The organism is Streptomyces sp. NPDC003023 (genome assembly GCF_042888225.1).
Classification (GTDB): domain Bacteria; phylum Actinomycetota; class Actinomycetes; order Streptomycetales; family Streptomycetaceae; genus Streptomyces.
Genome location: NZ_JBIAPL010000001.1, coordinates 1,778,279 through 1,792,403 on the forward strand (window position 1 = coordinate 1,778,279; position 14,125 = coordinate 1,792,403).

Below are 14,125 nucleotides of genomic sequence, written 5' to 3' on the forward strand. Positions count from 1 at the left end.
TGATCCCAGTTCCGGCCCAGCCTCTTTACGACACCGTCGGGCACGAGTAACTTCCCGGCCCTGTAAGGAGTTTCTGAAATTTTCTGTTCGGCTTTCCAGTGCGGGATCCGCACTGGACCCTGAGGCGCGTCAGGGAAGGCGGTGGATGGGGCTCGCCCCTCCGACGCCAGCAGTGCCCAGCTGCCGCGGCCCCACCGTGGCCTTCTCTGGAGAGACGTATGAAACGCACCCGCACCCGGCTGCCCGGACGGCCACTGGCCGCCGCGGTGGCCGCAAGCGGCATCCTGGGACTGGTGTCCGCCGTACCCGGCGCCCCCTCGTCCTCGACCGCGCCGGTCGCGGCGGCCGACAACACGGCCACCGTCTTCTACTACACGAAGACGAAGAACTGGTCCCAGTACCACCTGCACTATGCGCCGGACGGCGGCTCCTGGACGACGGTGCCGGGTGTCGGGATGGAGGCCGCGTGCACCGACTGGGTGAAGAAGACCGTCTCCCTCGGCGCCGCCGAGGGCCTGCAGGCGACCTTCAACAACGGTTCGGGAACCTGGGACAACAACGCGGGCAGGAACTACGCGCTCGGTACGGGCAGCATCACGGTCAAGGACGGCGTGATCGCCCACTCCGATCCCTGCGCCGGCGGCGGCCCGGACCCGACGCCCACGCCCACACCGGGTGACGGCAACACGGCCACGGTCTACTACTCCACCCGGACCCTTGGCTGGACCACCGTCAACGTCCACTACCAGCCCGCGGGCGGCGCTTGGACCGCCGTGCCCGGCATCGGCATGCGGACGGCGTGCACGGGGTGGTGGAAGAAGGAGATCGATCTCGGCGCGGCCACGTCGATGAAGGCCGCGTTCAACAACGGCAACGGCGTCTGGGACAACAACAAGGGCACCGACTACACACTGCCCACCGGCGTCACCACCGTCGAGAACAACACCGTCACCGCGAACGCCGGCGACCCCTGCGCCGGCGAGACGCCCGACACGCAGGCGCCGTCCGTCCCGACCGGGGTCGCCGCCGAGGCCGACGGCGTGTCCGTCGTGCTGACCTGGGACCCGTCCACCGACGACAAGGGCGTCACCCGGTACCAGGTCACCCGTACCGGCGGAACCAGGGGCACCGTCGTCACCGACGTCGGCTCCACCGTCTTCTCCGACGCGAACCTGGAGGAACGGACCACCTACACCTACAGTGTCAGGGCCGCCGACGCGGCCGGTAACGTCTCCGCGGCCTCCGCCTCCGCGACGGCGACCACCGGGACGAAACCCCCGACGCCCGCGCCGGGGAAGCCGCTGGGCACCGACCCGCGCAAGGACCCCATCTACTTCGTCCTCACCGCCCGCTTCAACGACGGCGACACGGGCAACAACCGCGGCGGCAGCCAGCACCGGAAGTCAGGCAACGCGGCGAACGACGACCCCATGTTCCGGGGCGACTTCAAGGGTCTGGTCGAGAAGCTGGACTACATCAAGGGCCTCGGCTTCTCCGCCGTGTGGATCACCCCGGTCGTCCTCAACCGCTCGGACTACGACTACCACGGCTACCACGGCTGGGACTTCTACAAGGTCGACCCGCGCCTGGAGTCCGCCGGCGCCTCGTATCAGGACCTGATCAACGCCGCCCACGCCAAGGGCATGAAGATCTACCAGGACGTCGTCTACAACCACTCCTCCCGGTGGGGCGCCAAGGGCCTGTTCGTGCCCACTGCGTACGGTGTCCGGGACTCCCAGTGGAGCTGGTACTACGACGAGAAGCAGTCGGGTTTCGAGTACGACGGCCTGACCGTCGATCCGAAGACGGGCAAGTCGTACTACAACGGCGACCTGTGGTCGACCGCCGAACCCTCCGGCAACACCTGCGTCGACTGGGGCAAGCCCACCCAGTGGACCTCGCCCGAGGGCTACCGCATCTACAACTGCCAGTGGCCCAGTCCGACTTCGGGGATGTTCCCGAAGGCGCTCTACCACAACTGCTGGATCGGCAACTGGGAGGGCGAGGACTCCCGTTCCTGCTGGCTGCACGACGACCTCGCCGACTTCAACACCGAGAACGCGGCAGTGCAGAGCCACCTGATCGGCGCCTACAACAAGTACATCGACATGGGCGTCGACGGCTTCCGCGTCGACACCGCCGTCCACATCCCGCGCACCACCTGGAACCGCCGCTTCCTGCCCGCCATCCAGGAACGCGTCACCCAGCGGCACGGTGCGGAGGCAGCGAAGAACTTCTTCGTCTTCGGCGAGGTCGCCGCCTTCGTCAACGACAAGTGGAACCGCGGCTCGGTCAACCACTCCGCCCAGTTCTACACCTGGAAGGAACGCAAGGAGTACAGCGCCGACGACGAGAAGGCCGCGCTCGAGATGTACGACCACGAGCAGCAGGCCGGCCCGGCGAACCAGCCCACGTCCACCAACGCGTTCCTCGACGGGAACACCTACCACGCCCCGGACCACAGCAAGTTCTCCGGGATGAACGTCATCGACATGCGTATGCACATGAACTTCGGTGACGCCCGGAACGCCTTCCACAACGGCAAGGACTCCGACGACAGCTACAACGACGCCACCTACAACGTCGTCTACGTCGACAGCCACGACTACGGCCCCAACAAGAGCAGCGAACGCTACACCGGCGGCACCGACGCCTGGGCCGAGAACATGTCCCTGATGTGGACCTTCCGCGGCATCCCCACCCTCTACTACGGATCGGAGATCGAATTCCAGGCGGGCAAGAAGATCGACTGCGGTCCCTCCTGCCCACTCGCCACGACCGGTCGCGCCTACTACGGCGACCACGTCGCCGGCGACGTGAAGGCCTCCGCCTTCTCCAAGGTCGACTCGGCCACCGGCACCGTCGCCGGCACCCTGGACAAGCCGCTGGTCAAGCATGTGCAGCGGCTGAACGAGATCCGCCGGGCGATCCCGGCCCTGCAGACGGGCCAGTACTCGACCGAGGGCATCAGCGGCGAGATGGCCTTCAAACGGCGGTACACCAGCGGGACCACGGACAGCTTCGCGCTGGTCACCGTCACCCACACCGCCACGTACACCGGCATCCCCAACGGCACCTACACCGACGCGGTCACCGGTGACACCCGGGTCGTCACCGACGGCAGGCTGACCGTCGCCGCGCCCGGCAAGGGCAATCTGCGGGTCTACGTCCTGAACGGCACCGGCAGGATCGGAACAGCCGGCCCCTACCTGAAGTAGCCCGTCAGGAGACCGCGGTCGCGGGGCCGGCGGCGAATGCCGCCGGCCCCGTACTCGCGGCCTCGTGTGCCGTACCGCGCCACCCGTCCGACGTCACGCGTCCCGGTCGGCTTCCCGTGCCGCGTGCTCCACCCGGCTCCGGTGGTTTTCCCACCATGCCGGGTCGCCCGGCGCCATGCTGTCGTTGCGCCGGCTCATCCCGACGGCACCGTCGATGAGTTCCCGGAGGATGTCGGCGTGCCCGGCGTGCCGGTGCGTATCGGCGATCACGCGCACCACGGCATGGTGCAGCGTCACCCTGCTTGTCCTGGTGGGCCACCACGGCACCCTGCCGATCGTGTCCAGCGCCAGCGCGTCGATCGTCGCGTCCGAGTGCGCCCAGGCCCGGTGGTAGAGGCCCACGACGTCCTCGCGTGACTCGTCGGCGGGGACCCACATGTCCGCATTGGGCTTGGCACCCTCCTCGAGCCAGGGCAGCGGCTCGCCGGACGGCCGTCCGAACGTGTCACCGAGGTAGCCCAGCTCCACACTGGCCACATGTTTGACGATGCCCAGGATGTTGGTGCCGGTCGGCGTCAGCGGGCGGCGGGCGTCGTACTCCGAGAGCCCTTCGAGCTTCCACAGCAGGGCGTCGCGGGCTGACTGCAGGTAGAAGTGGAGATCGGCCTTGGGGTCGGATTCGGTCATGCGACCAGTGTGGCGCGCGCGTGAGCTCTGTCCACCGGCTTTCTGCCGGGCCGCTGTCGGTCAGGCGTCCGGCGCGTTCATGATGCTGCGGGACCCTCGGTGGCGATGGACGCGGTCGCCGGTTTCGCCTTCATCGGCATGCTTGTGGCACTCGGCTTGCCGGGCGGACGACCGGTCCGCACGGCAGCCACGTCAGCCACCGGGTCGTGGGCCGCGCCGCCGAAGACGACGGGCGGCGCCACCGCGACCGGGAGGACGCCCGGCTGATCCACGAGGCGGGCTCGTCCCAATGGCCTGCGCCGGATGCCGCTCGGCGTTCGCGGTCGCTGTTCGTGGGTAGAGGTCGGTACGTGAGCTATGTGAAATCCGGCGGGGACTACTCGCGCGACAGCCGGTACATCACCACCCGGATCACCCGCGACGGACGTGACGGGTTCACGGTCGAGCCCGGACGCTACCGCCTGGTGGTCAGCCGGGCCTGCCCATGGGCGAGCCGGGCGGTGATCGTGCGCAGACTCCTCGGGCTGGAGAATGCGCTGCCGATGGCTGTCGCGGGTCCCACGCACGACGACCGCAGCTGGACGTTCGATCTGGATCCCGGCGGGAAGGACCCGGTGCTCGGCATCGAGCGGCTCCAGGAGGCGTACTTCGCCCGCGATCCCGGCTACGACCGGGGCATCACGGTGCCCGCGATCGTCGACGTGCCGAGCGGCGAGGTGGTCACCAACGACTTCGCGCGGATCACGATCGACATGTCGCTGGAGTGGGCGCCCCACCACCGTGAGGGGGCGCCCGCGCTCTACCCGCCCGCGCTGCGACCCGAGATCGACGCGGTGAACGACGCGGTCTACAAGGACGTCAACAACGGGGTGTACCGTGCCGGGTTCGCCGGTTCCCAGGAGGCGTACACCGCTGCGTACGAGCGTCTGTTCGACCGGCTGGACCGGCTCTCGGAGCGGCTGGAGACGTCCCGTTACCTCGTCGGCGACACGATCACCGAGGCGGACGTGCGGCTGTTCACCACACTCGTGCGCTTCGACGCCGTCTACCACGGCCACTTCAAGTGCAATCGGCGGAAGCTGTCGGAGATGCCGGTGCTGTGGGCGTACGCGCGGGACCTGTTCCAGACGCCCGGCTTCGGCGACACGGTCGACTTCGAGCACATCAAGCTGCACTACTACGCAGTGCACCGTGACATCAATCCGACCGGGATCGTGCCGGTCGGCCCCGACCTGGCGAACTGGCTCGAGCCGCATGACCGCGCGGCGTTGGGCGGGCGGCCGTTCGGTGACGGTACGCCGCCGGGCCCGGTCGCGCCCGAGGAGGAGGTACCGGCCGGCCACTTGCCGCCGGGATTCTGATCCGGCCGCCGGGCAGCCGATCCCGCTCGCCGGACCGCCGGTTCCCGACCCGAACGGCTGAGCGGGACGCCCCTCCGGACGCCCCCTCCGGACGCCCGCCCCCGATGCCCGATGCCCGATGCCCGAGCTCGCCCCGGATGCCCGACGAGGACGCCCGACCGGCGGGGTGCCGGCGCCTACCGGTGCAGTTCGAGCGACATGTGCGCGGACAGGGACCGGAGGAAGTCGGGCGCATCGAATACCGCACCGGCCGAGACGACACCGACTGCCCTCGTCCGTCCCGCGAGTACACGGTGCACCGCCTCCACCGCGAGCGGCGCGGTGACGGCGTAGATGTCCCGGCCGCTCGCCACCGCCCGCCGCTCCATGCCCCCCGAGCGCACCACGGCGTCCACGAGGAAGGTCTGCGCGGACCGCCCCCGATCGTCGACCGCGGCAGGCGCCGGTGTCTCCGGAGCCGCCAGGTCCCTGGCCGCCTCGACCGTCATGCAGGTACGCACCTCGGGAACGGCCAGGTGGCTGGGGACGGTGACGACATCGGCCATCGTGAACTCCCCGATGACGGCACGCGTCCCCACCGGGTCGGGAAAGGACCACTTCAGGGTCGGCGGCGCGTCGTCCAGGTATTCCAGTTGCCCTCGGCTGTACCGGACACGCCGACCGTCCCTTCGCTGCCGGGACACCGCACCCGCGGCGCGGGTCCCGGCCGTGGGATGCCAACTGCTCAGCGCGTACGCGACATGCGCCTCTTCGGCCGCCGTCCAGTCGTCCATCGCCGCGGTGACCAGCAGGTCGCCGAGTCCGCCGAAGAAGGCCATCGAGGGGATCACCACCGCGCCGGCGACGCGGGCACGATCCCCGAAGTGAGTGAACGTGTCGAGGCTCGCCTCGATCTCGGCCGCCACATCCACGTACGGGATACCGGCGCGCAGTGCCGCCTCGACGACCGGTGCGGCGGTCGCGGAGAAGGGTCCGGCACAGTTGATCACGGCGGCCGCGCCGGCCAGCGCCCGGTCGAGCGAGGCCGGGTCGTCGGCCGAAGCCGGCCGGACCGCCAGCCCGGGACGCGACGCCGTCAGCGTTCGCAACCTGCCCTCGTCGCGGCCGGACAGCACCGGGACGAACCCGCGCTCCAGCAACTCCGCCACCACAAAGCGCCCGGTGTGCCCGTAGGCGCCGAACACCGCCACCGTGTGACCCGATCTCATGGGTTCTCCCGCCGTCCTCGATCGATCCGTCGTGAAACCACCCTGTCGGCCGGCGTCGGCCCGCGCGAGTGTCCGGAACGACATGGCCCGTACAATTTCGGACATGGGTACTGTCGCGCTCGCCGTCACCGACGGGATGCTGCACTTCGAACTGTCCGTGGCCTACGAGGTCTTCGGCGCCGAGCCGTACGGCGTGGCCGACCCCCTGTACCGCGTCGCCGTCTGCGGGCCGGGCCCCGTGCGGGTCGGACGGTTCCGAATGGAGCCCGACCGCGGGCTCGACCAGCTCCCGCTCGCCGACACGGTGATCGTCCCCGGGTGGGCAGACGTGGACGAGGAGCCGCCCGCGGACCTGGTCGACGCGGTGCGCGCCGCCCACGAGGCCGGCGCACGGGTCGCCTCCCTGTGCACGGGCGCGTTCGTGCTCGCCGCCGCCGGTCTGCTGGACGGCCGGCGTGCGACCACGCACTGGGCGCACACCCGGGTTCTGGCCACCCGCCACCCGCGGGTCGAGGTCGATCCGGACGTGCTCTACGTGGACAGTGGCAGCGTGCTCACCTCCGCGGGCAAGGCCGCCGCGATGGACCTGTGTCTGCACCTCGTCCGCCTGGACCACGGCTCGGCGATCGCCAACACGCTGGCCCGCCGTCTGGTGGTGCCCCCGCACCGCGCCGGCGGCCAGGCGCAGTTCGTCACCCGCCCGGTGCCCGCCCAGGACGACCACCCCCTCGCCGAGCTGCTTCCGTGGGTGATCGAACGCCTCGACCGACCGCTGACCGTGGAGGACCTGGCCCGCCGGGCGAACATGAGCTCTCGCAACCTGGGCCGCCACTTCAGGTCGGTGACCGGTACCACCCCGCTGCAATGGCTGCTCACCCAGCGGATCCGGCGCGCCCAGGAACTGCTGGAGACCACCGGCGACAGCATCGACGCCGTCGCGACGGCCACCGGCATGGGGACCGCCGCGACGCTGCGCCGGCACTTCAACCGCACCGTCGGAGTGCCGCCGGACAACTACCGCCGCACCTTCCGGAGTTCGCGGTCCGGTGCCTGACGACCGGTCGACGCCGCACGGCTCGGACAGCTCCGGACGGCTTCAGCCGCGTTCTGCCGTCTTCAGGCGTGTTCAGGTGGCTTCGGGGGCGTCGCCGTGGTCGATCTCCTCGTACCCGGTGAACGGGACGGGGTGCGCGACCCACCCGGCGTTCAGGACCAGGCGCGAAGTGCGGTGGACGGTCAGGAAACCGAAGGGGTGGTCGAAGGACGCCTGGACGCGGCGCACCGTGTAACGGGAGCGCGGCACACCGCCGGCCACAGCGGCGACCGCTGTCACGGAGGCCGACTCGAAGCCCGTGTCGTCGAACACGGCGAGGCCCGACTGGCCGGCCGTACCGATCGCCAGGGGCTCCGGACTGATCTCCGGGAAGTGCCCGCGGCTCGTGTCCATGGCCGTCGACAGGCCGAACAGCGCGGCCTGTTCCAGGAGGTCGTGATGCGTCTCCACCCGGAACGGCATCGTGACGACGTCGAGCTCGGGTTCCGGCGTGCTGCTGCGCTCGGTCGACACTCTCAGCCCCGGACCGGCATCACCGAGGGGAAGCCGGTCGCCGGGAACCGGGCTGCCGAGGCCGGAGAGCGTGCCGATCCCGTGGGACAGGACCTGGGAGGGCGTCATGTCCCGCGTGCCCATGACGAGATGCACGTCGACGCCGGTGTCGCCGAGCACCTTGAGCACCGTCAGCGGGCCGTCCGGCGTCTGAGCCACGGCCACGCGGTCCGGAAGCGACGTGGTGCGGCGCAACGCGATGAGGTAACGGCCCTGCCATGGACCGCTGTCGGGGACCGACTCCGTCTCGTGGAACGCCTGCAGCCAGCGGGTCCGCACGGTCTGGGCGGAGGCCAGGGCGAGCTCCGTGTCCTCGTCGATCTCGAGCGGAAACTTCCGGAGCAGTCCGTCCGTCTGCCCGACGACCCATGCGTCGAGATTCCCGCGGTCGGTTTCCAGGTCGCCGACGAAGGTGCCGACGGTCCCGGCGGGCAGACGTGCCGTCCAGTCGGCGTGCAGCGGGAGGCCGGCCCTCGTCCAGAGTCCGAGCGCGGTACGGGTGCCGCGGATCGATCGCAGCGCTTCGAGGAAGCCGCGCGAGGCGTCGGCGGCCTCGGCGGCGGGCAGACCTGCCGCGTCCTCCAGTTCCGTCCGCGCGGGCCCGTCGGCGGCGTGTGCGAGGACGGCTAGGAGCGGCCACAGATCGGAACCGGAGAAGACGGTGTCGCCGTGCCCCGTCACGGTGGCCGCCCACCGCGCGGTGAGCCGGTTCACCGCGCGTACGGAACGTGCTCTCGGCTGCATGCCGTCCCCCCAGGGTCGTCAACGGGCCGCGTCCGCCGATTCGTTCAAGAAGCGCAGCTCACGACCCTCGCCGTCACCCTAGGCGAACGGACCGGACCCCAGGGGGAATTTTCCGGGCGGCGGGCGGCGGGCGGCGAGCGGCGGACAGCGAGACCCTAGGAGACGGCCCGGCCGGTCCCGTCCGACGGCCCGCCGTTCAGGGCGGCGGCGATGCTGTCGGCGACCGGGGTCGTCGGGCGTCCGATCAAGCGGCTCAGGTCGCCGCTGCCGCCCTGGAGCAGGCCCTGACGGACGGCACGGACATCGACGTCGACGAGGATCTCGGCCATGGGCCGCGGAACCCCGGCGCCGGTGAGTACGGAGAGAAGGACCTCGGCGGGGACGTCGTTGTACGCGACCGTCTCGCCGGACTGCTCGGACAGCACGGCCGCGTACTCCGCCAGGGTCCAGGCGGTGTCTCCGCTGAGCTCGTACGCCTTGCCGTCGTGGCCCTCCGTGGTCAGGACGACAGCCGCGGCGGCCGCGTAGTCGGCACGGGAGGCGGAGCCGATGCGGCCCTCGCCGGCACTGCCGACGACGCCGTGCCGGAGCTGCACGGGGATCTGGGCGGTGTAGTTCTCGCTGTACCAGCCGTTGCGCAGGAAGGTGTGCGTCAGGCCGGAGTCGAGGACGGCCTGCTCGGTGGACCTGTGCTCGTCGGCGAGTCCGAAAGCGGCGGCGGGACCGCCGAGGACGCCGGTGTACACGAGACGGGCCACTCCCGCCGCCTTCGCGGCGTCGATGACGGCCGTGTGCTGCGTGAGGCGCCGGCCGACCTCGCTGCCGGAGATCAGCAGGACGATGTCACCGGCCTCGAACACGCCGGCGAGGGACTCCGGCTTGTCGTAGTCGGCCACGCGCAGTTCCACGCCGCGCTCCGCCAGAGGTGCGGCCTTCGCCTTGTCGCGTACGACTGCGGCGATCTGCTCGGCGGGGACCCTGGCCAGCAGTTCGTCGACGACGAGACGGCCCAGCTGACCGGTGGCTCCGGTGACGACGATGCTCATGCTTTCCGCTCCTGTGGTGCGTGTTTGATCGCTTGCGCGAGGACACGGCTAACCGTAAGAGGGGTACTAACTTTTCGGAAGTACCCACCTTCAGGTAAGCTACTGACGTGAGCGTGAGAGAAGAGACCGCCGTCCCACCGGGACAGGCACCCGACGTGAATGCCGCGAACTGCCCCTCACGGCTGATCCTCGAGCACGTCACCAGCCGCTGGGGCGTGCTCCTGCTCGCCGCGCTGCTCGACGGCACCCACCGGTTCAGCGAACTGCGGCGCACCGTCTCCGGCGTGAGCGAGAAGATGCTCGCGCAGACCCTGCAGACCCTGGAACGGGACGGCTTCGTCCACCGCGAGGTGCACCCGGTGATCCCGCCCCGTGTCGAGTACTCCCTCACCCCGCTCGGCGAGGGCGCCGCTCGCCAGGTGTGGCAGCTCGCGCGCTGGGTGGAGGCGCGGGTGCCGGACGTGCAGGCCGCCCGCGAGGTCTACGACACGGCCAAAAGCGTCACGGAGAGGGCACGGTGAAGAGGGGCGCGGCGAACCGGGTGGGCGGAGCCAGGGGCCCCGCCCACCCGGGGATCGTGGACACTGCGGCGAGGACTACGGCCGCCCCTCTGTGTTGAGCGCGCCCACTTCCTCGGCGGTGAGCGCCTTGTCGTAGGCGCGGACCTCGTCGATCGAGCCGTGCCAGAAGTCGACGTTCCCGCCGCCCCACCGGGCGCGGCCGACGGCGAGCGGGCCGGTGCTCACATCGGCGGGGCCGGCGGCCGCCGTCGAGACGAGCTTGCCGTCCAGGTACAGCTTGATCTCGTTGCTGGAGCTGTCGCGCACCCCGACGAGGTGGTACCAGCGGCCGAGTTCGGGCGTGGTCGCCATGCGGGCGCGGTTGCCGCCCGGCGTGCTGAAGGCGAACGCGCCCTGCCCGTACTGCAGGTAGAACGGGTTCTCCTGGCGCCGGCCGTCCTGGCTGACGGCCGTCACGTAGTTGCCGGGGAGGGAGTCGAGCGTGACCCAGGCGGAGACCGAGTAGCTCTTGGTGGTGTCGAGCACCGGGCCGTCCGTCTGCGCGTACTGGCCCTGACCGTCGAACTTGAGCGCGCTGCCGCTGACGCCGGGCGTCCAGCTGGTGCCCTCGGTGAGCTGCAGGGGCTTGTCGTTCGGGCCCGAGTCCCCGGCGGTCGTGCCCTTGCCCTCGTCGAGGGCCCAGTGGCCGCCGCCCTTGAGCTCGTCGCGTTCACCGGCCGCGGCGCCCGCCGCGATGACCTTGAGGTTGATCTCGCGCACCCGTACCGGGTCGAGCTTGATCTCCCGGCGGTCGTACGTGTAGAGGCCGTTGAGCTCGTTCTCGAGGTCGGAGATCTGGGTGTACACCGAGCCGGAGAGCTCGGCGCCGGCGGCCTCGAGGTAGAACTTCTCGGTGTTCTCCACGTACTTGCGGGTCAGCGCCTCCTTGTCGGCGACGCCGCTGTAGATCACGGTGGGAGGACCAGGCCACATGTGACCGGGGGTGCGCAGGGTGAAGCCGCCGTGTTCACCGTCCATGGCGGCCCGCTTCTCGTCGGGGTAGGCCGGGTCGGTGTTGTTGTAGTCGTGGTGGTCGATGATGTCGCCCTTGCCCGAGTCACCCTTGGAGTTGCAGCAGTTGACACCGCTGTGGGCGTTGACGACACGGGACGGGTCGGCGGCCTTGACGGATTCGGCGATGCGGCCGCTCTCCTCGCGGTCCCACTCGCCCCAGCCCTCGTTGAAGACGATCCAGCCGATGACGGAGGGCGAGTTGTGATGCTGCCGCATCATCTCCCGGCCCTGGTCGACGAAGGCCTTGCGGCCCGTCTCGTTGGTGAGGTTCCCGGAGACGAAGTCCTGCCAGACCAGCAGGCCGAGCTTGTCCGCGTGGTGGAACCAGCGCGGCGACTCCACCTTGATGTGCTTGCGGACGGCGTTGAACCCGAGCTTCTTGTGCGCCTCGAGGTCGAAGGCGAGTGCCTCATCGCTCGGCGGGGTGTAGAGGCCGTCGGGCCAGAAGCCCTGGTCGAGCGTGGCGAGGGAGAAGACCGGCTTCCCGTTGAGCACCAGCTTCGGGAAGCCGCCGACCTTCTCGATCCCGATCTTCCGCATGCCGAAGTAGCTGTCGACGCTGTCGGTCGTCCTGCCGTCGGTCAGCTTGACGTCGAGGTCGTAGAGGTACGGGTCGTCCGGGCTCCACAGGTGCTGCTCGGCGACGGGCAGGCGCAGTTCGGCGTTGGCCGGCCCGCTTGTCGTGCCGACGACCTTGCCGCGGGCGTCACGGGCGACGGCCTCGACACGGGCGTCGGGGGACGCGTCGTCGGACTCGACGGTCACCGCGAGGCTGCTGGTGTCGATGTCGGGTGTCGTGACTACGTTGTCAATCGACGCGTCGGCGACGGGCTCCATCCAGACCGTCTGCCAGATGCCCGACGACTGGGTGTAGAAGATGCCGCCCGGGTTGGTGGACTGCTTGCCCATCGGCTGGTTCGCGCCGCCGGTGTCGGTGACCGCGACCACGACCTCCTGCGGTCCGGTGCCCTTGAGGGCGTCGGTGACGTCGGCGCTGAAGGCGTTGTAGCCGCCGGTGTGTTCGGCGACCTGCTTGCCGTTGACCCATACACGGGCCTGGTAGTCGACGGCTCCGAAGTTGAGCTTCAGCCGGTTGCCCTTGCCGACCTTCCAGTTCTCGGGCACGTCGACGAGCTTGCGGTAGAACATGTGGTCCTCGTGCCGCTCGAGCCCGGAGAGCTGCGACTCGACCGGGAACGGCACGATGATCTTCTCGTCGAGGTCCTTGCCGAAGACCGGCTGCTCGCCCGCGTCGGCACCGCTGAACTGCCAGGGGCCGTTGAGGTTCTTCCACTTGGCGCGAACCTGCTGCGGCCGGGGGTACTCCGGCAGGGGGTTCTTCTCGTCGAGCTCGTCGCCCCACTCGGTGGTGAGCCGGTGGGTGGAGGCGTTCTGGGCGGAACGGGCGATCCGTGGCACGGTCTCGCCGCCGGACTTGAGGCCGCCTTCACCGTCGTAGACGACCTTGACCTGCTGGTTCTTCTGGATCGGCTCGGAGAGCGTGACGACGGCGGAGTTCCGGTCGCCCGGGGCGACGGCCACCGACTTGATCGGCATGGCCGTCGTGTCGGCCTCGATCTTCAGGTGGTCACTGACCGCCTGGATGTCACTGACCCTGTCCTCGAACCGTGCGCGGAGCCGCCGGCCGTCCTCGGCGACCGACAACTCCACCGGGTAGACCTCGAAGCCCGCCGGCGGCGTGAACGCGGACTCCGGCACCAGCTGCTTGGGCATCGACGGCGTCGACCAGCGCAGGAACATGTTCGCCCCGCCGACGTCCTGGAACATCTCCGTACGGAAGTCGTACTTCTGCCCGGCGGTCAGCCTGACGGGCGTGCTGGTCTGTTCCTTGTCCCAGTCGCCCACCCAGTGGTCGATGACCGGCTTGCCGTCGATGAAGAGCCGGAAGCCGTTGTCGCCGATGCCGTAGAAGGTGTAGTCGCCGGTGACGGGTGCCTCGATCTGCCCCGTCCAGCGGGCGGTCGTGTGCTCCGTGCGGCCCGTCAGTGTCTCGAAGGTGGTCGTCAGGCCGGGGAAGTTGATCTGCGGATCGAGCGTTACGCCGCCGAGCTCGGCGAAGTCCCGGGCGCCGGGGGCCGACATGGCGAAGTACTCGCCCTTCAGGCCGTGCACCTCGATGGCGGCGTTCTCCGAGGCGGACGCGGGCGCGCTGCCGGTCGGCTCCGCGGCCGCGGCGGTCGGGATCAAGCTGCTCGTCGGCAGTACGAGGGCGGCTGCTGTCAGCAGCGCCCACAGTCTGGTTCGGGGGCGGGTGCGTTGTCTTGTCATCGGATTCTTCCTCGTGCAGAGGGAGTCGGAGCGGGCCTGGACGGAACGGAGCGGCTGGAAGGCCCCGGCAAGATGTCCTGCTCGCCGAGGCCTGCCGGCGGTCGGCGGTCGGCGGGGTGCCGCACGGTCCGGCGTCGTGGACCGGCAGGACAGTGGCGCAGGAGCGGACAGCCGCAACGGCCGCTGGGCGTTGCAACGTTGGAAACTGTGTGCAGCGGAATGACAGCACGCCCCCCGACGGCTGTCCAGACCCCGCACACGCAATCGCCCGACTCGTGGTCGTGGCGGCAGCGGCTGACGGCAAGTCATCGCGGCGGAGCCTCCCGGAAACGTGGTGCCGCACTCTTGCCGTGCGCGCTCCGGCGGCTATATAACGTTGTAAATCCGAGGCT

At 70.0% G+C, this 14,125-nt stretch carries 9 protein-coding genes; 4 read left to right on the plus strand and 5 right to left on the minus strand.

Features of this window, described 5'->3' with window-relative positions:
• The first annotated feature begins 218 nt into the window (after window positions 1-218).
• Window positions 219-3,218, plus strand: coding sequence for a carbohydrate binding domain-containing protein (locus ACFYV1_RS07430; protein ID WP_389394386.1), 3,000 nt, complete (start codon window positions 219-221; stop codon window positions 3,216-3,218).
• A 93-nt stretch (window positions 3,219-3,311) separates the two neighbouring features.
• Here ACFYV1_RS07430 and ACFYV1_RS07435 read toward each other — a convergent pair whose 3' ends face one another.
• Entirely contained in the window at window positions 3,312-3,905 is a 594-nt protein-coding gene (locus ACFYV1_RS07435; protein ID WP_389394387.1) for a DinB family protein, read from the minus strand.
• Window positions 3,906-4,264: 359 nt separating this feature from the next.
• Here ACFYV1_RS07435 and ACFYV1_RS07440 point away from each other — a divergent pair, with 359 nt between their 5' ends.
• The gene (locus tag ACFYV1_RS07440; RefSeq protein ID WP_389394604.1) at window positions 4,265-5,266 is read left to right on the plus strand and encodes a glutathione S-transferase family protein; all 1,002 of its coding nucleotides are present in this window, start codon (window positions 4,265-4,267) and stop codon (window positions 5,264-5,266) included.
• Between the two features lie 176 nt (window positions 5,267-5,442).
• Here the strand turns inward: ACFYV1_RS07440 and ACFYV1_RS07445 are convergent, their stop codons facing one another.
• A complete protein-coding gene (locus ACFYV1_RS07445) occupies window positions 5,443-6,474 on the minus strand; it encodes a saccharopine dehydrogenase family protein (RefSeq protein ID WP_389394388.1) in 1,032 nt (343 codons plus the stop codon).
• Between the two features lie 103 nt (window positions 6,475-6,577).
• On the opposite strand from ACFYV1_RS07445, the gene ACFYV1_RS07450 reads away from it, so the two are divergent.
• The gene (locus ACFYV1_RS07450) at window positions 6,578-7,528 is read left to right on the plus strand and encodes a helix-turn-helix domain-containing protein (protein ID WP_389394389.1); all 951 of its coding nucleotides are present in this window, start codon (window positions 6,578-6,580) and stop codon (window positions 7,526-7,528) included.
• Window positions 7,529-7,600: 72 nt separating this feature from the next.
• On the opposite strand, the gene ACFYV1_RS07455 is transcribed toward ACFYV1_RS07450, so the two are convergent.
• A complete protein-coding gene (locus ACFYV1_RS07455) occupies window positions 7,601-8,824 on the minus strand; it encodes a serpin family protein (RefSeq protein WP_389394390.1) in 1,224 nt (407 codons plus the stop codon).
• Between the two features lie 155 nt (window positions 8,825-8,979).
• On the minus strand, window positions 8,980-9,870 hold the full coding sequence (locus ACFYV1_RS07460; protein WP_389394391.1) for an SDR family oxidoreductase: 891 nt from the start codon (window positions 9,868-9,870) through the stop codon (window positions 8,980-8,982).
• Window positions 9,871-9,977: 107 nt separating this feature from the next.
• Here ACFYV1_RS07460 and ACFYV1_RS07465 point away from each other — a divergent pair, with 107 nt between their 5' ends.
• Window positions 9,978-10,391 carry a winged helix-turn-helix transcriptional regulator gene (locus ACFYV1_RS07465; protein ID WP_389394392.1) on the plus strand — a complete coding sequence of 138 codons (414 nt, stop codon included), beginning with the start codon at window positions 9,978-9,980 and terminating at the stop codon, window positions 10,389-10,391.
• 75 nt (window positions 10,392-10,466) lie between these two features.
• Here the strand turns inward: ACFYV1_RS07465 and ACFYV1_RS07470 are convergent, their stop codons facing one another.
• Entirely contained in the window at window positions 10,467-13,733 is a 3,267-nt protein-coding gene (locus tag ACFYV1_RS07470; protein ID WP_389394393.1) for a LamG-like jellyroll fold domain-containing protein, read from the minus strand.
• Window positions 13,734-14,125: the final 392 nt, after the last annotated feature.